The 24,622-nt window shown below is 68.7% G+C and carries 22 protein-coding genes and 1 tRNA gene; 3 read left to right on the forward strand and 20 right to left on the reverse strand.

The window, feature by feature from the left end; all coding sequences use genetic code 11:
- The 5 genes from ACYVO7_RS14425 to ACYVO7_RS14445 all read right to left on the reverse strand — a co-directional run.
- Nucleotides 1-276 (reverse strand): DnaB-like helicase N-terminal domain-containing protein (locus ACYVO7_RS14425; protein WP_460450290.1); only part of this gene is annotated, 276 nt, incomplete at its 3' end.
- Complete coding sequence (locus ACYVO7_RS14430) at nucleotides 273-449, reverse strand: hypothetical protein (RefSeq protein WP_460450522.1); 177 nt, start codon at nucleotides 447-449, stop codon at nucleotides 273-275. The genes ACYVO7_RS14430 and ACYVO7_RS14425, both read right to left, overlap by 4 nt.
- Nucleotides 450-663: 214 nt before the next feature.
- Complete coding sequence (locus ACYVO7_RS14435; RefSeq protein WP_460450523.1) at nucleotides 664-876, reverse strand: helix-turn-helix domain-containing protein; 213 nt, start codon at nucleotides 874-876, stop codon at nucleotides 664-666.
- Nucleotides 877-968: 92 nt separating this feature from the next.
- Entirely contained in the window at nucleotides 969-1,715 is a 747-nt protein-coding gene (locus tag ACYVO7_RS14440; RefSeq protein WP_460450524.1) for a hypothetical protein, read from the reverse strand.
- A 22-nt stretch (nucleotides 1,716-1,737) separates the two neighbouring features.
- Entirely contained in the window at nucleotides 1,738-3,060 is a 1,323-nt protein-coding gene (locus tag ACYVO7_RS14445; protein ID WP_460450525.1) for a tyrosine-type recombinase/integrase, read from the reverse strand.
- Nucleotides 3,061-3,185: 125 nt separating this feature from the next.
- Between ACYVO7_RS14445 and ACYVO7_RS14450 the strand changes: the two genes are divergently transcribed.
- A tRNA-OTHER gene (locus ACYVO7_RS14450) sits at nucleotides 3,186-3,251 on the forward strand.
- Nucleotides 3,252-3,263: 12 nt separating this feature from the next.
- On the opposite strand, the gene ACYVO7_RS14455 is transcribed toward ACYVO7_RS14450, so the two are convergent.
- The gene (locus ACYVO7_RS14455; RefSeq protein WP_460450526.1) at nucleotides 3,264-3,683 is read right to left on the reverse strand and encodes a hypothetical protein; all 420 of its coding nucleotides are present in this window, start codon (nucleotides 3,681-3,683) and stop codon (nucleotides 3,264-3,266) included.
- 119 nt (nucleotides 3,684-3,802) lie between these two features.
- Here ACYVO7_RS14455 and ACYVO7_RS14460 point away from each other — a divergent pair, with 119 nt between their 5' ends.
- Both ACYVO7_RS14460 and rpoH read left to right on the forward strand, forming a co-directional pair.
- A complete protein-coding gene (locus ACYVO7_RS14460; protein ID WP_460450527.1) occupies nucleotides 3,803-4,828 on the forward strand; it encodes an RluA family pseudouridine synthase in 1,026 nt (341 codons plus the stop codon).
- A 215-nt stretch (nucleotides 4,829-5,043) separates the two neighbouring features.
- Nucleotides 5,044-5,949: an RNA polymerase sigma factor RpoH gene (gene rpoH, locus ACYVO7_RS14465; protein ID WP_460450528.1), complete on the forward strand. Its 906-nt coding sequence runs from the start codon at nucleotides 5,044-5,046 to the stop codon at nucleotides 5,947-5,949.
- A 33-nt stretch (nucleotides 5,950-5,982) separates the two neighbouring features.
- On the opposite strand, the gene ACYVO7_RS14470 is transcribed toward rpoH, so the two are convergent.
- The 14 genes from ACYVO7_RS14470 to ACYVO7_RS14535 form a co-directional block, all read right to left on the reverse strand.
- A complete protein-coding gene (locus tag ACYVO7_RS14470; protein ID WP_460450529.1) occupies nucleotides 5,983-7,257 on the reverse strand; it encodes a histidine kinase in 1,275 nt (424 codons plus the stop codon).
- Between the two features lie 32 nt (nucleotides 7,258-7,289).
- The gene (locus ACYVO7_RS14475) at nucleotides 7,290-8,582 is read right to left on the reverse strand and encodes an adenylosuccinate synthase (protein ID WP_460450530.1); all 1,293 of its coding nucleotides are present in this window, start codon (nucleotides 8,580-8,582) and stop codon (nucleotides 7,290-7,292) included.
- 208 nt (nucleotides 8,583-8,790) lie between these two features.
- Nucleotides 8,791-10,455, reverse strand: coding sequence for a mucoidy inhibitor MuiA family protein (locus ACYVO7_RS14480; protein WP_460450531.1), 1,665 nt, complete (start codon nucleotides 10,453-10,455; stop codon nucleotides 8,791-8,793).
- A gap of 101 nt (nucleotides 10,456-10,556) precedes the next feature.
- Entirely contained in the window at nucleotides 10,557-11,414 is an 858-nt protein-coding gene (locus ACYVO7_RS14485; protein WP_460450532.1) for a type 1 glutamine amidotransferase, read from the reverse strand.
- Between the two features lie 115 nt (nucleotides 11,415-11,529).
- Nucleotides 11,530-13,110, reverse strand: coding sequence for a phosphoglycerate dehydrogenase (gene serA / locus ACYVO7_RS14490; protein ID WP_460450533.1), 1,581 nt, complete (start codon nucleotides 13,108-13,110; stop codon nucleotides 11,530-11,532).
- A 194-nt stretch (nucleotides 13,111-13,304) separates the two neighbouring features.
- Nucleotides 13,305-14,477 (reverse strand): phosphoserine transaminase, encoded by a 1,173-nt coding sequence (locus ACYVO7_RS14495; protein ID WP_460450534.1) that lies wholly within the window; start codon nucleotides 14,475-14,477, stop codon nucleotides 13,305-13,307.
- Between the two features lie 172 nt (nucleotides 14,478-14,649).
- On the reverse strand, nucleotides 14,650-15,486 hold the full coding sequence (locus ACYVO7_RS14500) for an outer membrane protein (protein WP_460450535.1): 837 nt from the start codon (nucleotides 15,484-15,486) through the stop codon (nucleotides 14,650-14,652).
- A gap of 252 nt (nucleotides 15,487-15,738) precedes the next feature.
- Complete coding sequence (gene glmM / locus ACYVO7_RS14505) at nucleotides 15,739-17,082, reverse strand: phosphoglucosamine mutase (RefSeq protein WP_460450536.1); 1,344 nt, start codon at nucleotides 17,080-17,082, stop codon at nucleotides 15,739-15,741.
- Between the two features lie 165 nt (nucleotides 17,083-17,247).
- The gene (locus ACYVO7_RS14510) at nucleotides 17,248-18,606 is read right to left on the reverse strand and encodes a nucleobase:cation symporter-2 family protein (protein ID WP_460450537.1); all 1,359 of its coding nucleotides are present in this window, start codon (nucleotides 18,604-18,606) and stop codon (nucleotides 17,248-17,250) included.
- A gap of 141 nt (nucleotides 18,607-18,747) precedes the next feature.
- The gene (ftsH, locus tag ACYVO7_RS14515) at nucleotides 18,748-20,670 is read right to left on the reverse strand and encodes an ATP-dependent zinc metalloprotease FtsH (protein ID WP_406854690.1); all 1,923 of its coding nucleotides are present in this window, start codon (nucleotides 20,668-20,670) and stop codon (nucleotides 18,748-18,750) included.
- A 169-nt stretch (nucleotides 20,671-20,839) separates the two neighbouring features.
- The gene (gene tilS / locus ACYVO7_RS14520; protein ID WP_460450538.1) at nucleotides 20,840-21,871 is read right to left on the reverse strand and encodes a tRNA lysidine(34) synthetase TilS; all 1,032 of its coding nucleotides are present in this window, start codon (nucleotides 21,869-21,871) and stop codon (nucleotides 20,840-20,842) included.
- Nucleotides 21,868-22,896, reverse strand: a complete 1,029-nt coding sequence (gene ybgF, locus ACYVO7_RS14525; RefSeq protein WP_460450539.1) for a tol-pal system protein YbgF — start codon at nucleotides 22,894-22,896, stop codon at nucleotides 21,868-21,870. Before ybgF ends, tilS begins: the two co-directional genes overlap by 4 nt.
- 157 nt (nucleotides 22,897-23,053) lie before the next feature.
- Complete coding sequence (gene pal / locus ACYVO7_RS14530) at nucleotides 23,054-23,584, reverse strand: peptidoglycan-associated lipoprotein Pal (RefSeq protein WP_406854693.1); 531 nt, start codon at nucleotides 23,582-23,584, stop codon at nucleotides 23,054-23,056.
- A 318-nt stretch (nucleotides 23,585-23,902) separates the two neighbouring features.
- Nucleotides 23,903-24,619, reverse strand: coding sequence for a DUF1013 domain-containing protein (locus tag ACYVO7_RS14535; protein WP_460450540.1), 717 nt, complete (start codon nucleotides 24,617-24,619; stop codon nucleotides 23,903-23,905).
- Nucleotides 24,620-24,622: the final 3 nt, after the last annotated feature.

The raw sequence follows: 24,622 nt of genomic DNA on the forward strand, positions 1-24,622 counted from the left end.
CGTGGTCGCGTCGGCCGCGAGCCGGGCGATGTACTGAGCCACGGTCATGCCGCCGAGGTCGTGATCGCCGATGGCCATTCTGAGCAGGGCGACATCGAAGCCGCCCCCCTCGTCCCGGCGCGCCGTCATCGCATCGAACAACAGCTTGTGGACCGGCTCGCCGATGTCGTCGGAAACCACGATCCCGCGTACCCGGTCGATTGTAGCTGGATCGACCAGAGCAGCCCCTAAAAGGGCCTGCTCCGCCTGGAGAGCGTCTTGCGTAAGGGCGCTCATGACCGCCCTCCCACCGGCTGCAGCCGCTTGCCTTCCCGAGCGCTCCACCAGTTAGCGGCGAAGTCGCGCTTCATCCTCTCGGTGAGGAGCCGAAAAATCTGCTCGTCAGAAAGGGCGTGAGTGGGGGTTACTTCTAGCGTCCGACGGTCTCGCAATTGGATGATGGAGGTCATGCGCGACCTCCGAATCCAGTGATGTCGGCGATGGCGCCCGCGAGAGCGGCGGAGATCAAGTAGCGCCTCGCCAGCCATTCCACTGCGAGCCGCTGTGTGTTATGTTTTTCCCCGTACAGACCCGCATTTTCGCAAGGCCCACCGAGCCCGGTTCCGATTCCCTCCGCTTGCCCAAGCATGGATCGAACCGGGTTCTTCTTCGCCCGCAGCACTCTCAGGCCGCCTTGGCCTTGGAAGGGGTGAGGTCGGGAAAGCTGGCGAGCCAGGCCTTGAGTTCATCCCGCAGGATGATCGTACGGCGTCCATATTTCTTGGCCCTAAGCTCGCCTGACGCGAGGGCGTCATAGAGTTTCGAGCGGCTCACGCCCGTAGCCCGCACTGCGTCCGGGACAGACAGCCCAAGCTCTTCAATTCCGCTGGTGGACATTCCTGCTTCTCCTCAAGTCCGCCGATGTCTGCGGACGAAAGGATGAGTAGACGAGCGACGCCGGCCTTAACCGTGACAAATAAATTTGGAACTCAGCTCGAACTGTCCGGCTTCCATGCCAGAGCCCGAGCAACAGTTCGATCGTGCTGAGGGAACAGCTTCAATGAAATCTGCAGCTCCCGCACAAAAGCTAAAAATGGCGATCGCCGTTCGTAGGCGTCGTAATCTTGTCTTGCCGTAGCCTTCACCCCGCGCAGAGCCAACTCGTCTCTGAGCATTCGGACGAACGGATAAAATGGGACTGGGTTGCCGCCACTTTCGCCTGATGCGGCGAGCTGCGCGACCACTCGGGCCAGCGCGAGATTGACGCCATCTGACACGTCACGAATAGACTCAAATGTTTGGTCTAGTCTTCGCCCCTTTGAAGGAGGGCTCGAAGCCTCTTTCGTTTCATCCAGATTATCATACTCGTCGAGTTCGTTATTTGCGCACCGGGAAAACCTGAAGCGGTCAAATTCCATCATCGCGCGGCGGATGAACTGGGTCGTGTTACTGTCGTCGTTTCGCAACGCAAGCCACATCGCGTTGAGACGACCGAGCGAATCAGACCATCTTTCAAGCTCCCGCCGAACAGTTGCCACGGATGAGGCGGATTCGGCGTATGCCAATGAAGCCAGATACTCGTCGGAGATCCTGACGATTGAGCAGCGAAGTTCACCATCGAAGGGCTCCGCCAAACCGAGCGCGGATCTCAATGACTCCCATTGCTCCTCCGAGAAGTCGACCTTTGAAGGCGGAGTGTATCCACCACTCTGCATAATGTTCTTAGGTCGAGCCATCGTCGTACCTTATCGCCGTGTGTCAGGCCTTTCGTTCAAACGAAAGCACCCGGGCTGGAGACGTCATGAGCGGCACCACTGCCTTGGCCGCGAGTTCGTCCATGGCGTCGACCACGAAAGCAGCATAGTGGCGTTCCACCATAGCTGACGAGGTGTCGTGAAGCGCCGCCACAAGCCGAACGGGTAGTCCTGCTCGCAGCCCGCGCACAATTGACGAGTGCCTTAGGGCATAAGGGACCGTGTCGCCGGACAGACCAGCCGCAGCGACGATATGTCCCCAGATGCGCGATAACTCCGAGGCAGCGCGCCACGGGCCACGGCTGTCACGTTGCCACTGCCCCGACGCGGTCTGAACCGAGCGCCATCGCAGTAGCAGCGGCTCCGGTCCTTTTCGTCCTGCTGTCGCCGGCCGGAGCGCGTCGATAACGTCATCTCCTACCCGCACGCCTGTTCGATCGCTGCGCTTGGGTCCGCGCCCTTTACGAGATGTAGGCACCATGAGGCGGCTCTCGGCGGCTTGAACGTCCGCCACGGTAAGTCGGGCCACTTGCGAGAATCGCGCTCCTGTCGCTGCTAAAACGAGGACTAGCCTGGCAACGTCGCCGTCGTGGGCGGCTGCCCGATCCGCCTCCCATGCTGCCGTGATGAGTTGACGTACTTCAGCATCCGAGAGGACCTGCCTGCGGGGCTCTGCCTGCACGATCTCATCCGCCTTCAGCCCGGCCCTGATCGTCCCAGGGAGCTCGGCTGGGAGGCGAACACGGTGGGTGCGCGCAGCTGCATTGAGGGCCGCCTTGAGGTCGTTTACCAGCCGGCGGACAGAACCCGGGGCGAGGTCATCAGGAATCTGTGTGCGCCACCGGCGAAGTGCAGCCTCATCAAGCCGATGCAGGGGCTGCTTGGCGAGATCTGTCCCGAGCACATATCTCTGCAGCCGTGACCGAGCATCGCGCTTCAATCCACCGGAGCCCGCATGCGCTCGCTCTCGCGCCTCCCTCATTTCAAGATAGGCACGGATTGCGCTCGCAACCGTCACCACGGGGCCGGCTGCTTCCGCACGCTCATCAGCCCGGGCTTTCTCGACATAGGCGCGCGCGCGTATGACAGCCTGGCTGAAGTCGATGACATCGGCGCCGTCGGCCTCGAACGCATCATCCGCGGTCGCCAGGGTTGCTTGCGCATATGAGCCAGAGCCCTTGTACCAGCGCACCAGCCATCGGCCACCGCGCACGCCCTTGCGGTAGCCCAGGTGCGTGTCAGGATCGATCGAGCGCCAGTGGCTGCCGGGCGGCAACTTGGAACGAGCGCTCCTGGTGGTCAGCGCCGCCTCTTTGAGAACCTTCACCAACCCCAGCCGCCCCACTTGTCCAATATGGATCAAATATACGCTGCCGCACCGCGGCGGACAATCGTGGACGTGGGGCTATGCACACCCTTGTGTTTGAACGAATTTGGCGGACTTGGGTGGACATTGATGCCCGGATGATTCGCCCTCTCACGGCGAAAACAGGGGTTCGAGTCCCCTTGGGAGCGCCAAGCCTTCACCCCTCACCTGTCCTGCGACACCCGGATCCGGCCGATCTCGGCCATGGTGCGGACGTCGAACAGGATGACCAGCGCGCCGTCGGGCCCGTCGGCCGTCACGGCGAGGCGACCGTCGCCGAGGGTGGTGGAGACCAGCCTGTAGCCCGGCGGCAGGGTGGCCTGCACGGGCGTCCGGCCGGGGCGGGCCTCGCCCGGGAGCGCGGGCGGCGGCGCCAAGGCGGCGGCCTCCGGCCTGGAGCCCCTGAACGCGCGGATGGCCAAGGTCGCGAACACGACCACGAGCAGCGCCACCAGGATGACGCCGAGCGTGATCACCACCATCTTGAGAGCCATGAGGCGCGACGCCTCCTTGGCCTTCGCGGCGGCCGTGGCCGGATCTTCGGCGGCGGGGTGGGAGGCGGGCGTGAAATCGGCGGGAGTCATGCTGGGCGCTTGCTGAAGAGGGCGGAGTGTCGGATAGGACACCGCTCCCGCGGCGAACCAGGGAGCGGCCGGTCTGCCCCGCCTTGAGCGGCGACCCAGGCGAAGCGGAAGGACGAAGCGTGCACGCGACAGAGACCGAGGCCCCGGCGGAGGGCCGCCTGGCGTGTGTAGCCCGGCCGGAAGACAAAGGCGAGCGGCTGGACAGGTTCCTGGCCCGCAACGTGCCGTCCCTGTCGCGGACGCGACTCAAGGGCCTGATTCTCGATGGCAAGGTCAGCATCGACGGCGCCGTGCAGGAGGACCCCGGCCGCAAGGTCGACGCCGGGCAGGAGATCGCGGTCGACATCCCGCCCGCCGTCCCGCCGGAGCCGGAAGGCGAGTCCATCCCGCTGGAGGTCGTCTACGAGGACGACCAGCTGCTGGTCATCGACAAGCCTGCCGGGCTGGTCGTGCACCCGGCCGCGGGCCACGACACCGGCACGCTCGTCAACGCGCTGATCGCCCATTGCGGCGACAGCCTGTCGGGCATCGGCGGCGTTAAGCGGCCCGGCATCGTGCACCGGCTCGACAAGGACACCACCGGCCTGCTGGTCGTCGCCAAGACCGACCGGGCGCATAAGAAGCTGGCCGAGCAATTCGCCGACCATGGCCGCACGGGCCCGCTGGTGCGGGCATACCGGGCGATCGTGTGGGGCAAACCGGACCGCAAGCACGGCGTCGTCGACGCCAACCTGGACCGATCGACCAAGCACCGCGACCGCATGGCCGTCGTGTCTCGTGAGAAGGGACGCGAGGCGATCACCCATTACGAGGTCGAGGAGGTGTTCGCCGGCTCCAACGGCGAGCCGGTGGCCAGCCTCGTCGTCTGCCGGCTGGAGACCGGGCGCACCCACCAGATCCGCGTGCATATGGCCCATATCGGGCATCCGCTGATCGGCGACCGCCTCTACGCCTCCGGCTTCCGCACCAAGGCGACGCTGCTGGCGCCGGACGCCAGGGCGGTGGTGGAGGGCTTCCCCCGCCAGGCCCTGCATGCGGCGGAGCTGGGCTTCGCCCACCCGGTGACCGACGAGGAGATGATGTTCACGAGCGAGCCCCCGGCCGACCTCGAGGCGCTCGCCGCGGCCCTGCGCAAGGCGGCGTGAGCCGGGCCGGAGCCGCCATGCGCCAACGAACCCTGGCGAACCTCGTCGCGCTTCGCGCATTAGCGGGACGAGGCCCCCGTGGCGCTCGCCGATGTGATGAGCGGCGAAGCTTCGCCCTCTTTCGGCCAATGTCACGCCGATGATAGACTGTTGTCGTGGCCGTGCTTCGTGGCGGCCCGTGATGGCCTGCTTGCGAGGGGCCACAGGAGGAGAGAATGGCGTCCGCCTCACTTCCCATCATCGCCGCCGAAGGCGGCCTGTCGCGGTATCTCGACGAGATCCGCAAATTCCCCATGCTGCAGCCGCAAGAGGAATACATGCTCGCCAAGCGCTGGCGGGAGCATGAGGATTCTGAGGCGGCGCACCGGCTCGTCACGTCGCATCTGCGCCTCGTGGCCAAGATCGCCATGGGCTATCGCGGCTACGGCCTGCCGATCGGGGAAGTGATCTCCGAAGGCAATGTCGGCCTGATGCAGGCGGTCAAGCGCTTCGAGCCCGAGAAGGGCTTCAGGCTGGCCACCTACGCGATGTGGTGGATCAAGGCGTCGATCCAGGAATACATCCTGCGCTCGTGGTCGCTCGTGAAGATGGGCACGACCGCGAACCAGAAGAAGCTGTTCTTCAACCTGCGCAAGGCCAAGAGCTCGATCTCGGCGTTGGACGAGGGCGACCTGCGCCCCGACCAGGTGAAGCAGATCGCCACCAAGCTCGGCGTCCACGAGCAGGAGGTGATCGAGATGAACCGCCGCCTGGGCGGCGATTCCTCGCTCAACTCCCCGATCCGCTCGGACGGCGAGGGCGAAGGCGAGTGGCAGGACTGGCTCGCCGACGACAGCGCCAGCCAGGAGAGCATCCTGGTCGCCCAGGAAGAGGCGGACAACCGCCACGTCGCCCTGCGCGACGCGCTGAGCGTGCTCAACGAGCGCGAGCGCCGCATCTTCGAGGCGCGTCGGCTCGTGGAGGATCCGATCACCCTGGAGGAGCTCTCCGAGGAGTTCGGCGTGTCGCGCGAGCGCGTCCGCCAAATCGAGGTTCGGGCCTTCGAGAAGGTCCAGAAGGCCGTGCGGGAGGCCGTGGCCCGGCAGGAAGCCGGCCGCCTCGCGCTGCCCGCCAGCGCCTGAGGACGAACCCGTCCCCGATCCTGGAGCGCGTCCCTAGCCGCCCTGCTGCCAGCCGTTGAAGGCGTCGCTGACGGTGCGGTCGCCCGTCGGGCCCTTCTCGAACAACAGCAGCGCGCGGCGCCCGTTGGCGAAGCGCAGCGGCGTCATCAGCCAGTTGCGCTGGCGCAGCAGCTCGATGTTGCGGGTGATGTCGGCGGGCAGGTTCGACAGCCCGATCAGAAACATGTTCTCGGTCACCGGCACCGCGATGCCGGCGAGCGGCGTGCCGCGCACGGTCTCCTCGTTGCGCATCTCGGGCACGCCGAGGTCGCGCACCGCGCCATTGGCGGCTTTCGCGCCGGCTGTGAACCGCATTTCGATGGTGTGCGAGGCCGGCAGCGCGGCGTCGCGGTTGCGGCGGATCAGAACGTCGGCCTTGAGGCCCGCATCGGCGATGTCGACATCGGCCCGGACCGCGACGTCCAGGGGCTCGCCGGCGCCGGCCGGTACGTTGTCGAGGCGCCAGAGCACCCGTCCGACCGTCTGACGGATCTCCGTCGCGCCTTCCGCCGCCTCCTCGACCAGCAGCGCCCGCTGCAGCACGCCGATCGCGACGGAGCCGCCCGCGGCCTGCGGCTGTCCGCCGGCCGGGGCGGCGGGGGCGCGCTGGGCCTGCTCGGCCGGCTGGGGCGGGGCCTCGCCAGGGAGCCTGTCCTGGAACTTGCGCTCCTGGTCGGCCGACGGCGCGGTGGCGGCCTGGCGGGTGGGGACGAACTCGGATGGTGACTGCTTGAGGTAGAGCGCCGTGGTGGCCGTGGCGCCCACCACCAGCGCGATCGCCGCGCCGATCACGGCGGCGCGCAGCCACCTGCGGCGGTCGCCGCTCGGCGCGCGGGGCGCGGCGGGGCGCATGCGCTCGGACGGGGCCTCGTCGGGGGTCTCGGGCCGCCGCGGCGGCGTGGCCGCAGCCTCCAGGGGCGGGGCGGCGGCGGCGGCGGCGCGGGCCGGCTCCGCCGGAGGCGAGCTCGGCTGGACAGGCTGGGCCGGCTCGTCGCGCCGGGCCGGCGCGGGAGCCTCGGCGACCTCGGTCCGGGGCGGCTCGGCGACCATCGGCACGCCGCCGCCGAACTCCGTCTCGACGCGGCGCACCGCGTCTTCCAGGGCCAGGCGCTCGCGCGCGATGTCCGGCTCCGAGACCGGTGGGTCGGAGTTCCGCAATTGGCCCAGCAGCGCATTCGTGGCGCGCTCATAAAGGGCTCGGCGCTGCTCGGGCGTGCTCTCGCCCATATTGGCGACAGCGCGCGAAATCAGCGGATAGTAGTCGGCCATGGAGCCTCAGTGGGGCACAAGCCCCCGCTCGGTCAAGTCTCGAAGGGATTCTGCACGAGAATCGTATCGTCACGCTCGGGACTTGTGGAGACGAGCGCCACGGGCGCCCCGATCAGCTCCTCGATCCGTCGCACATATTTGATGGCCTGGGCCGGCAGGTCCGCCCAGGACCGGGCGCCGGCGGTCGTGCCCTTCCAGCCCTCTATGGTCTCGTAGATGGGCTGTACCCGGGCCTGCGCACCCTGGCTGGCCGGCAGATGGTCGATCTCCTTGCCGTCGAGCCGATAGCGGGTGCAGACCTGGATCTCGTCGAAGCCGTCCAGGATGTCGAGCTTCGTCAGCGCGATCCCGTCGATGCCGGAGGTGCGCACGGTCTGGCGCACCAGCACGGCGTCGAACCAGCCGCAGCGGCGCTTGCGGCCGGTCACGGTGCCGAACTCCCGCCCGCGCTCGCCGATGCGCTCGCCGGTCGCGTTGTCCTGCTCGGTCGGGAACGGCCCCTCGCCCACCCGCGTCGTGTAGGCTTTGGCGATGCCCAGCACATAGCCGACATTGCGCGGCCCCATGCCGGAGCCGGTCGCGGCCTGGCCGGCGATGGTGTTGGACGACGTCACGAACGGGTAGGTGCCGAAGTCGATGTCGAGCAGCGCGCCTTGAGCGCCCTCGAACAGGATGCGCTTGCCGGCCCGGCGCTGCTCGTCCAGCAGCCGCCAGGTCGTGTCCATGTAGGGAAGGACCTTGGGGGCGACCGACGCCAGCTCCTCGTAGATCGCCTTCGGGTCGATCTCCTGCAGGCCGAGCCCGCGGCGCAGCGCGTTGTGGTGGGTCAGCAGCCGGTCGATCTTGGCCGGCAGCGTGTCCAGCTCCGCGAGGTCCATGAGCCGAATCGCACGGCGGCCGACCTTGTCCTCGTAGGCGGGGCCGATGCCGCGTTTGGTGGTGCCGATCTTGGTGCCGGGCGCGCCCGACTCGCGCAGCGCGTCGAGCTCGCGGTGGACGGAGAGGATCAGCGGCGCGTTGTCGGCGACGCGCAGGTTCTCGCGCGAGATCGCGACGCCCTGGGCCTGCAGCTTCTCCACCTCGGCCGCCAGCGCGTGCGGATCGAGCACCACGCCGTTGCCGATGACGGCCAGCTTGTTGGGGCGCACGACGCCCGACGGCAGCAGCGAGAGCTTGTAGACGTTCTCGCCGATGACGAGCGTATGGCCGGCGTTGTGGCCGCCCTGGAACCGGACGACCGTGTCGGCCTGCTCCGAGAGCCAGTCGACGATCTTGCCCTTGCCTTCGTCGCCCCACTGGGCTCCCACGACGACCACGTTGGCCATGGCGATCTCTCCATCCGGCGGCGGGGCGGCGCGCGGCGTCGTCCCGGGTCAAGCCCTGCAGTTCGAAAACAAAAGCCCCGGCCGTTCCGCAAGTCGGATCAGCCGGGGCTTGCGCGGGAGCATTACCCGCAAAGGGCCGGGGCGTAAAGCGCCAGCCGCGCCGGAATGCGCCGCGGCCGCGCAAGCCGGACCGCGAGCCCGGACCGCGTCAGCGCGGCGGGGCCCCGTCCATGACGATGTCGCGATCCGCCGGCCATTTCATGCGGTATCCCATCCGGATCTCCTTTTGCTCTCCCGGCTGGTAGTCCCAGGTCCAGGCCATGACCCCGCGCTTGTCGGCCACGATCTTCTCGGTCGGGGGCGTCCCAGGCAGCGCCTCGATCGTCACGGCCGAGTTCTCGGAGGTCGGCATGCGGTCGAGCACGCTGATGCGGACCGGAGCGTCGTGCAGGTTGCGGATGGTGGTCTTGAACTCGCGCTGCTCGGTCTTCTGGTTGCCGATCCAGCCGGGCTCGTTCTCCTTTCGCCTCACGGGCGCGCGCACGACCTTGACGCGGTCGTCCGCCCCGAAGCCGAGCTCGATCCTGTCGCCGGGGGCGACCAGCCCGAGCCGGCCGCGCCCCACATAGACGCCGTCGCGGTGCAGGGCCGCGTCGCCGGGCAGCACCGGCGCGTCCTCGGCGTTGGCGAAGGAGGCTTCCAGATAAGCGGTCTGGTCGAGCGCGGGCGTCGCCTTGACCGTCAGCGCCGGCTCCGCCCGGCGCGCGCCGAGCGCCACGGACCGGGGCGCGCCGTCGGCCGAGACGCTGACCGGGCCGGCCACCCTGAAGGCCGACTGGAATTCCCCGGCGTCCAGTTCGGCCATTTGCTCCACGGCCGGGGCGATCGCCGGAGCCGCCGCCATGGCGCGGGGCGACGGCGCCGGCGCGTCCAGCCGCTGCGCCGCCTCCGACGCCGCCTTGCCCCGGGCGGAGCGCGCCGCCTCGGAAACGACGGAGGGATCGAACAGGTTCACGACCAGGGGCGGCAGGTCGGGCGCGGCCACGCCCCGGGCCGCCCGAACGGTCGAGACCGTCAGGGCGACGTCGGTCCAGCTCTCGCCGGTGCGCTGCGTAACCTGCGCCCGCCTGACCATCTCCAGCGACGGCTTGCGGTCCCGACCGCCCGTGTCCAGCCGGACGTCGTAGGACGGCTTCCAGCTCGCGCCAGCGACCCGGTAGGCGATCGTCAGCGCGCCCTTGAGCGGCGCCCCGGCCTCCAGCGCAATGGCGACATCGCGCCTGGGCGCGCCCGCCGGCCCGGGCTGCGGGCGGCCGCGCTCCAGGGCGGAGATCTCAGCTTCCAGGGCGCGTTGGCTGGCGCGAAGCGTCCTGATCTGCTCGATGACGCGCGCGAGGCCGTCCCCGACGGCGTCCCAGGCCGCGCTCCAGCGCTCCACGTCCAGCGGCCTGGCCTCCGCCGAGAGCTTCTCGGGGCTCGCCTTGGCATAGACCTCGATGGCCCTACGCTTGCCTTCCGCAGCCTCGATCTGGCCGGAGATCCGGTCGCGCTCCGCCCGCAGGTCGTCCAGGCGGCGCTCGTCGACGGCCGCCCTCGCCTCGCCGGGCGCGATCCGGGTCTCCACGGACCCGATGACGAGCGGCGCGTCGGCCTCGCCCTCCACTCTGATCGAGGCGGGATCGATGGTGGGGCTCAGCCCGCGCAGAATCACGACCGAGGGCCCCGCCGGAAGCTCGATCGCGGCCTTGCGCGTGACGGCGGCCCCGTCGGGATGCACCGTCACGGCCTCGATGCGCGACGCCGCCTCCATGTCGGCGGCGAACGCCGCTCCCGACGCGCTGGCCAGCAGGATTGTGACGAGGCCGATACGCATGAAGGTCGCTCCGCGGGATGGATCCGGCACGGATCACGACGCAGAATTCGGGACGGAATACGGCGTGGACGTGGCTGTGCGGAGGTATGTTCCAGCCAGACTCAGGCGCGACCCCGCTGCGAGCGGATCGGCTTGGCCCGATGCGCGATGAAGTTGCGGATTTCGGTCAGGCGACGCGCGGGATCGAGGACCTCCGCATCGAGCCCATGCCGCCAAGCCAGGTCGAACCGCGCCGGATCGTCGTGCAGCGCCAGCAACTCGTCGACATAGCGGGCGTGGTCGTCTTCGCCCCGGCAAAACCCTTCCGCGACCAGATGTCGGCCATAGCGGCGCAGGATCACGGCGAGTTCGCCGAGGCTGAATTCGGGGTGATACTGGACGCCCCAGAAGACGCCGCCCCCGTGCCGGATCTCGGCGGCCTGCATGGGCGTCATCGCGTTGAACGCCAGCACGGTCACGTCGCCCGGGGGCGTCGTGACGGCGTCGAGATGCACGGCGGGCGCGTCCCACGCCATGGGCCGGCCGGCCAGCAGCGGATGCTCCCGCCCGGCGTCGGTCGAGACGATGCGGCGGGCGAAGCCGATCTCGCTGCCTGCCGGATTGCGACGCACGTCGCCGCCGGCCGCCAGCGCTCCCATCTGGATGCCCCAGCACGATCCGAACATCGGCGTGCCGGATGCGTAAGCGGCGCGGGCCAGGTCCACCTGCCGCGTGACGGCGGGCTCGACATTGTAGGCGTTGAGCGCCGATCCCGTGAGCACGATGGCGTCGTAGCTCTCCAGGCCCGACCCGTCCGGCAGGTTCGCGCCATCGTCGGCCGGGAATGCGATGTCGGTGACCGCGCCCGGCTCCAGCGCCTGGAGCACGTCGCCATAGGACTCGGACGGCGTCAGGCCGTACTCGTCGCGATGCCGCTGCCGCGCCTCGCGGGTGTTGCCTTCGACAACCAGGAATCGCATGGGGAGCGCTCGGGTGCTGCGATAGCCCCTGATAGCAGGCCCGCATGCAGGTTCAAGAGAGGGGGCGGTGAGTCAGAAGGCGCGCCGGCTCACTCAGCCGGCGCGCCGTTCTGGTTCAAAACCGCAGCGCCTTGGCCTGCTTCACGCCGGGCAGGCCGGGGATTTGCGCCAGCACGGACGCCGGGACCTCGCCGTCCACCTCCACCAACGCGATGGCCGAGCCGCCCTGGGCGTCGCGGCCGAGCGCGAAGGTGGCGATGTTGACGCCCGCGTCGCCGAGCAGGCCCGCGAAACGGCCGATGAAGCCGGGCTTGTCCTCGTTGGTGACGTAGATCATCGAGGGGCCGAACTCGGCGTCCACCTTGATGCCCTTGATGGCGACGAAGCGCGGCTTGCCGTCGTGGAACACCGTCCCGGCGACGGAGCGCTCCTGCTGCTCGGTGACGACCGTCAGGGTGATGAGCGATTCATAGTCGCCCTCCGACGCCCGGGTGGTCTCCTCCACCACGATGCCGCGCTCCTTGGCCACGATGGGCGCGGAGACGACGTTGACGTCCTGCAGCGCCGGGCGCAGCACGCCCGCAATGGCGGCCGCCGTTAGAGCCTTGATCTTCAGGCCCGCCACGGCGCCCTCATAGGTGATCCGGACCTCCTTCAGGTCCGTCTCGGTGAGCTGCCCCGCGAAGGATCCCAGCCGTTCGGCCAGCGCCACGAAGGGCTTCAGCTTCGGGGCTTCTTCGGCCGTGATGCTCGGGAAGTTGATCGCGTTCGTGATCGCGCCGCGGATCAGGTAATCCGACATCTGCTCGGCCACCTGCAGGGCGACGTTCTCCTGCGCCTCGTTGGTGGCGGCGCCCAAATGCGGCGTGCAAACCACGTTGGGATGCCCGAACAGCGGGTTCTCCTTGGCGGGCTCCGCCGTGAACACGTCGAAGCCGGCGCCCGCCACATGGCCGCTGTCCAGCGCGGCGCGCAGCGCGACCTCGTCCACCAGCCCGCCGCGGGCGCAGTTGACGATGCGCACGCCTTTCTTGGTCTTGGCCAGGTTCTCGGCCGACAGGATGTTCTTCGTCTGCGCCGTCATGGGCGTATGCAGGGTGATGAAATCGGCGCGGGCCAGCAGGTCGTCGAGTTCCACCTTCTCGACGCCGAGATCCAGCGCCCGCTCGGGCGACAGGAACGGGTCGAAGGCGATCACGCGCATCTTCAGCCCGAGCGCCCGGTCGGCGACGATCGCCCCGATATTGCCGCAGCCGATCACGCCCAGCGTCTTGCCGGTGATCTCGACGCCCATGAAGCGGTTCTTCTCCCACTTGCCGGCCTGCGTGGAGGCGTCGGCCGCCGGGATCTCGCGCGCCACCGCGAACATCAGCGCGATGGCGTGCTCGGCCGTCGTGATGGAGTTGCCGAACGGTGTGTTCATCACGATCACGCCCTTGGCGGTCGCGGCCGGGATATCGACATTGTCGACCCCGATGCCGGCGCGGCCCACCACCTTCAGGCGCGTGGCGCTCTCCAGCAGCTTGGCGGTGACCTTGGTGGCCGAACGGATGGCGAGGCCGTCATAGTCGCCGATGATGCGGGCGAGCTCGTCCTTGTCGAGGCCGGGCTTCACGTCCACGTCGACGCCGCGCTCCTTGAAGATCGCGACGGCGGCGGGAGACAGGCTGTCTGAAATGAGGACTCGGGGAGCCATGGAATGCGTTCTCCTTCATCCCTCCCGCGGGAGGGGCGGCGCCGGGCGCCTTGCGGATGCAGGTCGCCCTCGTCCTTCGAGACGCCGCCTGCGGCGGCTCCTCAGGATGAGGGCTCAGGTTTGGGCTATAACTCCCCTCATCCTGAGGAGCGGGCGATAGCCCGCGTCGCGAAGGACGAGGGGCTCCAGAAGGCTCAGGCCGCCTTGGCGAGGCCGCCCTTGGCCTCGGCGAAGGCCCACGCGATCCAGTGCGTCAGCGCCTCGAGGTCTGCGCGCTCCACCGTCGCGCCGCACCAGACGCGCAGGCCGGGAGGCGCATCGCGGTAAGCCCCGATATCGAAGCCCGCGCTCGCCTTCTCGATGGCGCCGGCCACGCTCTTGGCGAAGGCCGCCTGGGCGTCGGCCGGGAGAGCCTGCACGGCCGGGTCGGAGAACACCAGGCACACGCTGGTGTTGGAGCGGATCGCCGCGTCTTTCGCCAGGAACGCGATCCAGTCGTTCTGCGCCACGAAGTCGGCCAGGACCTTCGTGTTGGCGTCCGCCCGCGCGATCAGGGCGTCGAGCCCGCCGATCGACTTCGCCCATTGCAGCGCGTCGATGTAGTCCTCCACGCACAGCATGGAGGGCGTGTTGATCGTCTCGCCCTCGAACAGGCCTTCGGTGACCTTGCCGCCCTTGGTCATGCGGAAGATCTTGGGCATCGGCCAGGACGGCGTGTAGCTCTCCAGCCGTTCGACGGCGCGGGGGGACAGGATCAGCATCCCGTGCGCGGCCTCGCCGCCCAGCACCTTCTGCCAGGAGAAGGTCACGACATCGAGCTTCGGCCAGTCGAGCCGCTGCGCGAAAGCGGCCGAGGTCGCGTCGCAAATCGTCAGGCCGGCGCGGTCCGCCGGGATCCATTCGCCATTCGGCACGCGCACGCCGGAGGTCGTGCCGTTCCAGGTGAACACCACGTCGTTGTCGAAGTTCACGGTCGAGAGGTCGACGATCTCGCCATAGTGGGCCTTCAGGACGCGCGCGTCCTTCAGCTTCAGCTGCTTGACGGCGTCCGTCACCCAGCCCTCGCCGAAGCTCTCCCAGGCCAGCATATCGACGCCGCGCGCGCCGAGCAGCGACCACATGGCCATCTCGACCGCGCCGGTGTCGGAAGCGGGAACGATGGCGATCCGGTAGTCGGCCGGGACCTGCAGCACCTCGCGGGTGAGGTCGATGGCGAGCTTCAGCTTCGCCTTCCCGGGCTTGGCCCGGTGGGAGCGGCCGAGCGGCGCGTCCTTGAGGGCGTCCAGGGACCAGCCGGGGCGCTTGGCGCAGGGGCCGGACGAGAAAAGGGGATTGGCCGGCTTTTGGCCGGGTGCGGTCGTCGCCATCGATGTACTCCATCCTTGCAGATGGGCGCTCCGCGTTGGGGCGGAGTGTCCCGCCGACCGGGGTAGGCGAACGAGCGTACGGCGTCAAACGAAAAGGCGGCCCGGTACATCCGCGGGCCGCCTTTCAGTCGGGGATCGGCGCCCGGCGCCGGTCCCGTTGTCGCGAAGACTCTCAGTACTTCCGGATGAGGGGCATCTGCGGCGCCTCGGGGATGTAAGTCGGTCCGCCGAGCATCCAGCGCATGCCAAGGCGAAGATCGTGTGACGCCAGCGAGAACTTGTGGACCTCGTTGCCGCAGAACGGCGTGTTCTGGCAGCGGATCGCGCCCGACTCGACGTCGCCCATGTTCAGGTAGCGGTAGCCGAGCTCGAGCTTGAGGTTCGGCGAGACGTTGTAGCCGAGGCCGGCCATGAGCGCCCAGGCGAAGTTCGTCTTGGAATGGTCGCTGGCGAAGCCATAGCCCCCGAGTTGGTGGTCCACGTCGGTCAGGCCCGAGAGCTTGTGATTGGCGAAGCCGACGCCCGCGCCCACGAAGGGGGTCACGCCCACCCAGGTGCCCAGGTCCACATAGCCGTTGGCCAAGAACACCGAGCTGCGGATGTTGCCGTTGTAGTTGTCAAAGCAGACCGCGCCGCCGCAGTTGGAGGTGGTGTAGCTCTCGATGGCCGCATATTTGCCGCCGCCGCGATACTCGCCGGTCAGGTCGGCCCGGAACCAATTGTTGAACTGGTAGCCGACGCCCGCGCCGACGAAGAACTGATCTTCGACGCTCTTGCGCGCGACCAGCAGGCCCGGCACGTCGAAGCCGGCGTCGAAGGTGGAGTGCAATTCTCCCATCTGAGTGATGCCAGCGCCGACGTCGCCGCGCAGGTACCAGCCGGAGAATTCGGGAAGCGGTTCCGGCGCCATCGGAGGCGGCGGCGGGAGCGGCATATCGGCGGCCTGGGCGACGCCGATCGCCCCGATCGCCATGGCGCCCGCGAGAGCGAGAAGTTTCAGGCTGCCCATGTCTTGTATTCCCTACTGGGGCATGGACAGGCCTTCGGAACCGTCCAGCCGCGATACGACAGGGAGACATTGGCAGTCGAAAGTTAAAGCAAACTTAACCCTAACGATTAAGGTTACGGACCTATGGTCTTGGAAATTCTCGTTTAGGTTGCATTAAGAACTTCAACGCCCAAGCATTCGAGCGTCCATTCGCCACGAAAGCTCTCGGGGGGAGCGCCGGCGTCGGCCGCCGCCCCCGCAAGCCGGCGCCGATCAGGCCGCCGCGGCCGTGAGCGCCTCGACGACGTCGTCCACGGCGCGCTCGACCACGTCCCGGTTGTCGCCTTCCGCCATCACCCTGATCACGGGCTCCGTGCCGGAGGGCCGGATCACCAGGCGCCCATCGGCGCCCAACCTGGCGCGGGACGCCGCGATGGCGCTCACCACCGTCTCGTTCTTCAAGGGTTCGCCCTGCCGGAACCGGACGTTCTTGAGAATTTGCGGCAGCGGCTGGAAGCAGTGGCAGACTTCGCTGACGGGCCGCCCCTGCTGCTTGACGACCGCCAGCACCTGCAGGGCCGCGATGAGCCCGTCCCCGGTGGTGGCGTAGTCGGACAGGATGATGTGGCCGGACTGCTCGCCGCCGAGATTGTAGCCGTGCTCGCGCATATGCTCGAGCACGTAGCGGTCCCCGACCGCCGTGCGCGCCAGCGTGAGGCCGAGGGTCGCAAGGTGACGCTCGAGGCCCAGATTGGACATGATGGTGGCCACCACGCCCGGCTGGGTCAGGCGGTTGTCGTCCTTCCAGCTCTTGGCCACGACCGCCATGAGCTGGTCGCCGTCGACCACCTGGCCCTTCTCGTCCACGAGCACGACGCGGTCGGCGTCGCCGTCGAGCGCGATGCCGATGTCGGCGCGCAGCTCCCTCACTTTTCGACTCAATGCCTCGGGCGCGGTGGAGCCGACATCCTTGTTGATGTTGAACCCGTCCGGCTCGACGCCGATCGCCACCACCTCGGCGCCCAGCTCCCACAGGGCTTCCGGCGCCACCTTGTAGGCCGCCCCATTGGCGCAATCGACCACGATGCGCAGCCCGTCGAGGTCGAGATTGCGCGGCAGAGTGCGCTTGGCGAATTCGATGTAGCGGGCGTGGACGCCCTCGATGCGCTTGGCGCGCCCCAGATTCGCCGGCGCGGACAGCCGGTTGTGGAGCTCCGCGTCGATCAGCGCCTCGATCTCGCTCTCGGTCTCGTCGCTGAGCTTGAAGCCGTCCGGCCCGAACAGCTTGATGCCGTTGTCCTGGAACGGGTTGTGGGAGGCGGAGATCATGACGCCGAGATCGGCGCGCAGCGAGCGCGTCAGCATGGCGACGGCGGGCGTCGGCATCGGGCCGAGCAGCATCACGTCCATGCCCACGGAGGTGAACCCGGCCACCATGGCGTATTCGATCATGTAGCCAGAGAGGCGCGTGTCCTTGCCGATCACGACGCGATGCGCGTGATCCCCCCGCTGGAAGGCTATTCCGGCCGCCTGGCCCACGCGCAGGGCCAGATCAGGCGTGATGATTCGGTTCGAGAGACCACGAATGCCATCCGTGCCGAAATACTTTCTGCTCATGATCCGTCCTTGCATGACGTCCGGCTTCGCCGAACCCGGCCCCCCTTTATGCAGCGGCCGGCGATCGATTGTGACTCACAAATCTTTTCAAAGCGAAACACGCCGCGGGAGCGACGCATTTCGAGGCGGGGTTGGACGAGATCGTGGAGCGCTTTCGCGCGCGCCTCAAGCGTGGTCGGACGCGGTCGCCGCCTGCGCGAGGTCGGCGGCCGACGCCTCGGCGCTTCCAAGCCCGTTCAGGAAGGCGTTCAGCAGCACCGCCGCGATCGAGGCCAGCAGGATGCCGGAGTCGAGCAGCGGGTGCAGCGTCTCGGGCAGCTTCTTCAACAGGGTCGGCGCAACCAGCGGGATCATTCCGAAACCGATCGAGATCGCCACGACGAAAAGGTTGTTCCGGCTGGCCTTGAAGTCGACGGCCCCCAGGATGCGGATGCCGGTGGCCGCCACCATGCCGAACATCACGATTCCAGCCCCGCCCAGCACGGCCGTCGGGACCGACTCCACCAGCGCGCCCAGCTTGGGAATGAGGCCGAGCACGACCAGGATCAGGCCGCCCGCCACGGCCACAAAGCGGGACCGCACGCCGGTGACGCCCACCAGCCCGACATTCTGGGAGAAGGACGTATACGGGAAGGTGTTGAACACGCCGCCCAGGATCGTGCCCACGCCGTCGGCGCGCAGGCCCTTTGTGAGGTCGTCGCCCGTGATCTTGGTCGCCGTCATCTCGCCGACGGCCAGGAACATGCCCGTCGACTCGATCATGACGACCACCATGACGAGCGACATGGTCAGGCAGGCCACCGGATCGAAGGTGGGCAGCCCGAACTGGAACGGCAGGACCAGCCCGAACCAGGGGGCGGCCCCGACCTTGGCGAAGCTCATCTCGCCCAGGGCGGCAGCGGCCAGGCAGCCGGCCACGATGCCGAGCAGCACCGAGACGTTGGCGACGAAGCCGCGGCCGAACTTGGTGATCGCCAGGATCACCAGCAGCACGAAGAGCGCCATGCCCAGATTGAACGGGGAGCCGAAGCTGGGGCTCGTCGGCAGGCCGCCGCCGGCCCAGTTGATGCCGATGCGCATCAGCGAGATCCCGATCACGGTGATGATCGTGCCCGTCACCACCGGCGGAAACAGCGGCAGCAGCCGGCTCATGAACGGGGCCAGCAGCACGCCGACCACCCCGGCGACGATGACGGCGCCGTAGATCCCCAGGAGGCCGATCGCCGGGTTGCCGGCCATGGCGACCATCGGACCCACGGCCGCGAAGGTGACGCCCATCATGACGGGCAACCGGATGCCGACGCCCGGCGCTCCGAAGGACTGGATGAGGGTGACGACGCCGCAGACGAACAGGTCGGCGCTGATCAGGAAGGCCACCTGCTCGGGCGGAAGCTTGAGCGCGCGCCCGATGATCAGCGGCACCGCGACCGCGCCCGCATACATGACCAGCACGTGCTGGAGCCCCAGCGCCGCAAGCCGCGGCGCAGGCAGCATCTCGTCCACCGGACGAACCGTATTCATCATTCCAGCCCCCAGCCTCGAACACGTCGGACCCTGTCCGATGCGAAGTCCGGCGCAAAGTCTAGACCGAGGCGAGATCGGGCGGCAACAAACGCAAAACGCCCGGCGCAGAGGCCGGGCGTTGCAACTTTGACGTTCGGAAGGTCAGGCCTGGGGCTGAGGCTCCAGACCGGCGTCCGGCTCCTGCCGGGGCCGGCCCTTTCCGGCCGAAGGCACCACCGGGGCCGAGCGGCTCGGCGGGTCGTCGGAGACGTCGCGGACCGGCGGCTTGCCGTTCAGCAGGTCGCGGATCTCGTCGCCCGACAGGGTCTCGTATTCCAAGAGGCCGCCGGCGAGCTTCTCCAGGTCTTCGCGCTTCTCGGTGAGTACGCGGGTGGCCTCGACCAGACCCTCCTCGACGAGCCGGCGAACTTCCGCGTCGATCTTCTGCGCGGTCGCCTCGGAGATGTTCTGCTGCCGGGAGACCGACATGCCGAGGAACACCTCGTCCTGGTTCTCGCCGTAAGCCACGGTGCCGAGCTCGCTGGAGAAGCCCCAGCGGGTCACCATCATGCGGGCCAGCCGGGTGGCCTGCTCGATGTCCGAGGCCGCGCCGGACGTGACCTTGTCGTGCCCGAAGACGATCTCCTCGGCGACGCGGCCGCCCATCATGATGGCGAGGCGGGACGTCATCTGCTCGTAGCTCATCGAGAGCTTGTCGCGCTCGGGGAGCTGCATGACCATGCCCAGCGCGCGGCCGCGCGGAATGATGGTCGCCTTGTGCACCGGGTCCGTCGCCTTGACGTTGAAGGCCAGGATGGCGTGGCCGGCCTCGTGATAGGCGGTGAGGCGCTTCTCCTCCTCGCTCATCACCAGGGTGCGGCGTTCCGCGCCCATCATGACCTTATCCTTGGCGTCCTCGAACTCGCTCATCGTGACGATGCGCTTGCCGCGGCGCGCCGCCAGCAGGGCCGCCTCGTTGACGAGGTTCATGAGGTCGGCGCCCGAGAAGCCCGGGGTGCCGCGCGCGACGGTCTTGAGGTCGACGTCCGGCGCCAGCGGCACCTTGCGGACATGGACGCGCAGGATGCGCTCGCGGCCGATGACGTCCGGGTTGGGGACGACGATCTGGCGATCGAAGCGGCCCGGACGCAGCAGCGCGGGGTCGAGCACGTCCGGACGGTTGGTCGCCGCGATGAGGATGATGCCCTCGTTCGCCTCGAAGCCGTCCATTTCGACCAGCAGCTGGTTCAGCGTCTGCTCGCGCTCGTCATTGCCGCCGCCGAGGCCGGCGCCGCGATGGCGGCCCACGGCGTCGATTTCGTCGATAAAGATGATGCAGGGCGCGTTCTTCTTCGCCTGCTCGAACATGTCGCGCACGCGGCTGGCGCCGACGCCCACGAACATCTCGACGAAGTCGGAGCCCGAGATGGTGAAGAACGGAACGTTGGCCTCGCCCGCGATTGCGCGCGCCAGCAGGGTCTTACCCGTGCCGGGCGGGCCGACGAGCAGCACGCCGCGCGGGATGCGCCCGCCGAGCCGCTGGAACTTCTGCGGGTCGCGCAGGAACTCCACGATCTCCTGCAGGTCCTCCTTGGCCTCCTCCACGCCGGCGACGTCCTCGAACGTCACGCGGCCATGGGCCTCGGTGAGGAGCTTGGCCTTGGACTTGCCAAAGCCCATCGCCTTGCCGCTCGCCCCCTGCATCTGCCGGGAGAGGAAGATCCAGGCCGCGATGAAGACGATCAGCGGCATCCAGCTGACCAGGAGTTGCAGGAACCAGGGCAGGTTTTCGCCAAGAGGCTTGGCCGAGAAGTTCACGCCCTTCTGGGAGAGCTTCTGCACCAGGTTGGGATCGTTCGGCGCGTAGGTCTGGTAGCTGCGCCCGTCCGACAGCGAGCCGTGGATCTCCGGACCCTGGATCACCGCGCTGGCGACCCGCCCCGATTCCACCTCGTTGAGGAACTGGCTGTAGCTCATGTCGTAGGCCTGACCGCGCTGCCCAGGATTCTGGAACAGGGTCACGAGCGCGAGCACGAGCAGGAAGATGATCACCCAGAGGGCGAAATTGCGCACGTTCGGGTTCATTACCGATCGATCGCCTTGGTGAGGCTCGGACCGCAAGGGCGATCGCGAGGCGTTGCGTTTGCCTAATGTAGGATTGAGGCCCGCCCTTGCCAAGGGAAGGTCCCGGAAGCACGTACGCGGAAGAGGGCTCTTAGCAAGAGCTTCGCCGCATGGCGAGCCCGTTCGGCCGCTAACCTTGACGGCTTCCCCCCCTTCGGCGTTCTTTTTCCGTCATGATCGTGACCGCGCCAAGGCGGTCGAGACTGACGACGCATCCCGCGCAGGTCGCCCGAATGGCCCGTTTCTCCGCGGCGGCGCGCGCCAGGGCGTCGGAGAGATCCTCGGCCCTTTTCAACCGGATGTGGTCCTTCCCCGCCGGGCGCACGCTGTCGATCCCGCGCAGCAGCGCCCGCAGCCGGATCTCGGAAGGCTCGTCGAAAAGCCCCGGCCCGAGCCGCACGCCCTCCCCGGCCGTTTCCGCCAGCCTGGAGAACGCCGCCTCGGAGGCCTGCGACAACGCATCCTCGGCCCGCGCCGCCCGCGCTGCCAGCGTCAGCAGTCCGTCGCGGGCGAGCCCCTCTCCCGAGAGGCGGCCCAGCAGGCTGCGGATGCGGGTGCGGGCGAAACGCGGGTCGGCGTTCGACGGGTCCTCGCAGAAGGCCTGGCCGGCCTCGGCGAGCGTCGCCGCGAGCCGGGCTCTGGGAATGTCGAGCAGCGGCCGCCGATGGACGAGCGGCCCGCGCCGGCTCGCCTTCGCCATGCCGGCTAGGCCCGCGACGCCGCTCCCGCGCAGGAGCCGCATCAGCACCGTCTCGGCCTGGTCGTCGGCGTGATGGGCCGTCACGAGGGCTTCCGCCCCGATCCCGGCCGCATGGCGGACGAGGAGCCCGTAGCGGGCTTCGCGGGCCTTGCTCTGCAGCCCCGTGCGCGGCTTGTCGCCCGGCCAGGCCAGGACCGCATGGGGCAGGCCGAGATCCTGCGCCCATCGCCCGACCAGGGCCGCCTCCCCGGCCGAGGCGGGCCGCAGCCCGTGGTCGACGGTGGCGACCGCCAGCGCCGGGCCGCCAGGGCGCGCGGCGCGCCAGCGGGCGGCCAGCAGCATCAGGGCGACCGAGTCGCGGCCGCCAGAGACGGCGAGCAGCACGGCGCGATGATCGAGAAGGCAGGCGAACAGGCCCTCGGCCTCGCCCGGGGAGATCGGCTCGTCGTCGCCGGCGCTCAAGGAGCGCAGGAGCCGCGCTTCAGTTCGCGCTCGGCGCTGGCGCGCACCTCGGCGGAGGCTTCCGGGTAGCGGCGGTTGACCTCGGCGAGCGTCGCGCAGGCCTGGTCCGGCTGGCCCATGCCCCGCAAGGAGAGGCCCAGCTTCAGCATGCTGTCGGGCGCGACCTTCGAGGAGTTGTAGGTGCGGTAGACCTTCAGATATTGCTCGACCGCGTCCGGGTACTGCGCCCGGCGGAAATAGGTCTCGCCGAGCCAATAGGTGGCGTTGGCCGCCATGCGGTCCTTGGGATGGGCCTGCAGGAACTGCTTGAACGCCAGCTCGGCCTGCTCGTACTGGCGCTGCAGGACGAGCCCATAGGCGAGGTCGTACTCGTCCTTGGCGAGGCCCGTCCCGGCCGACGCGACGGTCGTGCCGGTCTGGCCCGTCCCGGCGGCGCGCGGCGTTCCCGCCGGCGCGACGCCCTGCGGGAAGGCCGGGTTCATGCCCTGCGGATAGGCCTGGGGCGGCGCGTGCGGCGCCGACGGAACCGCGCCCTGCGGCAGCCCGGCGCTGCGGTTCATCTGGTTGAGGTCCATCGGGGCGCCGGGATCGTCCTCGATCAGGTCCGCGATGCGCCGGTCGCGTCCGGGCTGGCCCTGCGGGGCGGCGGGGGCCGCGGACGCGACGTCGCCCAGCGCGCGGGGCGAGCCGGGCGCCGCCGGCTGAGTCGAGGGATCGAAGGCGTCGCCGCGCTTCTGCGGCTTGGGCGGGCCGGGCGCGGCGGCCGGAGGCGTCGCGCCCGATGCGGCGGGCCGGCCGGCCCGCTCCTGGAAGCGGAACTCCACATCCTCCTGGAATTTCTTGAGCTGATCCTCCAGTCGCCTGTTCTGGAACTGGAGCTGCTCGATCTGGCCGGAGAGCTGGCGCACCTGCCCCTCGAGCCGGTTGGTGCGCACCAGAAGTTCGGACGCGTCCTGGGCGCTCGCGGGGGCGGCGAGGACGGCCAGGGCGAGGGCCGAGAAGGCCCACACGGAGCGACGGATCATGGCGGAGGATCTTCCGGGGATGAACATTCCAGGGCCCGTCTAGCATGGGACGGGCGGGGGGCCAAAATATGTCGCCACTCCGGCTTGAGCGTGGCGGCGCCCCGAAACGAAACCGGCGTCCCGAAGGACGCCGGATCGCCGTCGACCGAGAGCAGGCTCAGGAGCCCGCGCCGCCGCCCAGCACCGTGACGGCGCGACGGTTCTGCGACCAGCAGGAGATGTCGTCGCACACGGCGACCGGACGCTCCTTGCCGAACGAGATCGTCTTCAGCCGCGAGCCGTTGACGCCGCGCGCGACCAGATAGTCGCGGGCCGCCTGGGCGCGACGGGCGCCGAGGGCGAAATTGTACTCGCGCGTGCCGCGCTCGTCGGCGTGGCCCTCGATGGTGATGGCGTAGCGCGGATATTGGCCCAGCCACTGCGCCTGCTTGTCGAGGGTCGCGGTCGCGGTGGGGGTCAGGTCGGTGGAGTCCGTCTCGAAGAAGACGCGGTCGCCGACATTGACGATGAAGTCCTGCGCCGAACCAGGAGCGCCCGCCCCGCCCGCGCCGAACCGGCCCGCGCCGGCTCCGCCCAGCGCGTCGGCGCCGTCCGCGGCCTTGTTGGACGAACAGGCCGCCAGGGTCAGCGCCGCTGCGAGCACGATCCCGAGCTTCGCCGCCTTCGCGACCGCTATTGCACCCGTCATGATATCGCTCCTTGTGATGTCCGATTGCTTCGACGCTTACGCCGGGGTGGTTAAGCGAAGGTTCCGTCAACCTTGCCGAAGGCTTTCGCGGAAGTGTTGCATTCGAGCGATTGCCCGCATGGTTAACGGTGGGTGAACCGGCGGGAGCCGGCCCGAGAGGATGTGGGGCGACTCAAAGCAACGCGGCCCGCTTGAGCTTCACAACGCCGCTTTGCGGCGAAATGGGGCCTGAAATGCGAATGGCCGGGCTGAACCCGGCCATTGATCGTGGCTGTGTCGGAAGGGCGACACCCTCTCGGGGTGCCCGCGGCGGGAAGCCTAGTCCTCGTCGTCCTCGTCGCGGCGGCCCTTGAGGGTCTTCAGCTTCGCGAACACGGATTCAGGATCGATCTTCTCTTCCTGCTCCTTCGGCGCGTTCAGCGACGCGAACGGAACCGAGACGGGCTCCTTGGCGGTCGTGATCTCGGCGGGCAGCAGCGTCTGGCCGCTCTCCTCGACCTGCGCGGGCCGGTCCTTGGCGGCGCGGGCGACCTCGAAGTCGAGGTCGATCTGCGAGGCGAGGCCCAGCGTCACCGGGTCGAGCGGAGTCAGGGTCGCGGCGTTCCAGTGGGTCCGGTCGCGGATCTGCTGGATGGTCGTCTTGGTCGTGCCGACGAGGCGCATGATCTGCGCGTCCTTCAGCTCGGGGTGATTGCGCAGCAGCCACAGGATGGCGTTGGGCCGGTCCTGGCGGCGCGACAGGGGCGTGTAGCGCGGCCCCTTCTTGCGCTTCTGCTCGGGGATGCGGACGCTGGAGACCGCCAGCTTCATGCGGTAGTTGCGGTCCTTCTCGGCCTTCTCGATCTCCTCGCGGGTCAATTGCCCCGCCACCATCGGGTCGAGGCCCTTGATCCCGGCCGCGACCTCGCCGTCGGCGATGCCCTTCACCTCGAGGGGGTGCAGCTTGCAGAAGTCGGCGATCTGCTCGAACGACAGCGATGTGTTGTCGACGAGCCAGACGGCCGTCGCCTTCGGCATCAGCGGTCCAGTGCTCATGAT

Source organism: Alsobacter sp. SYSU BS001988 (assembly GCF_054796215.1).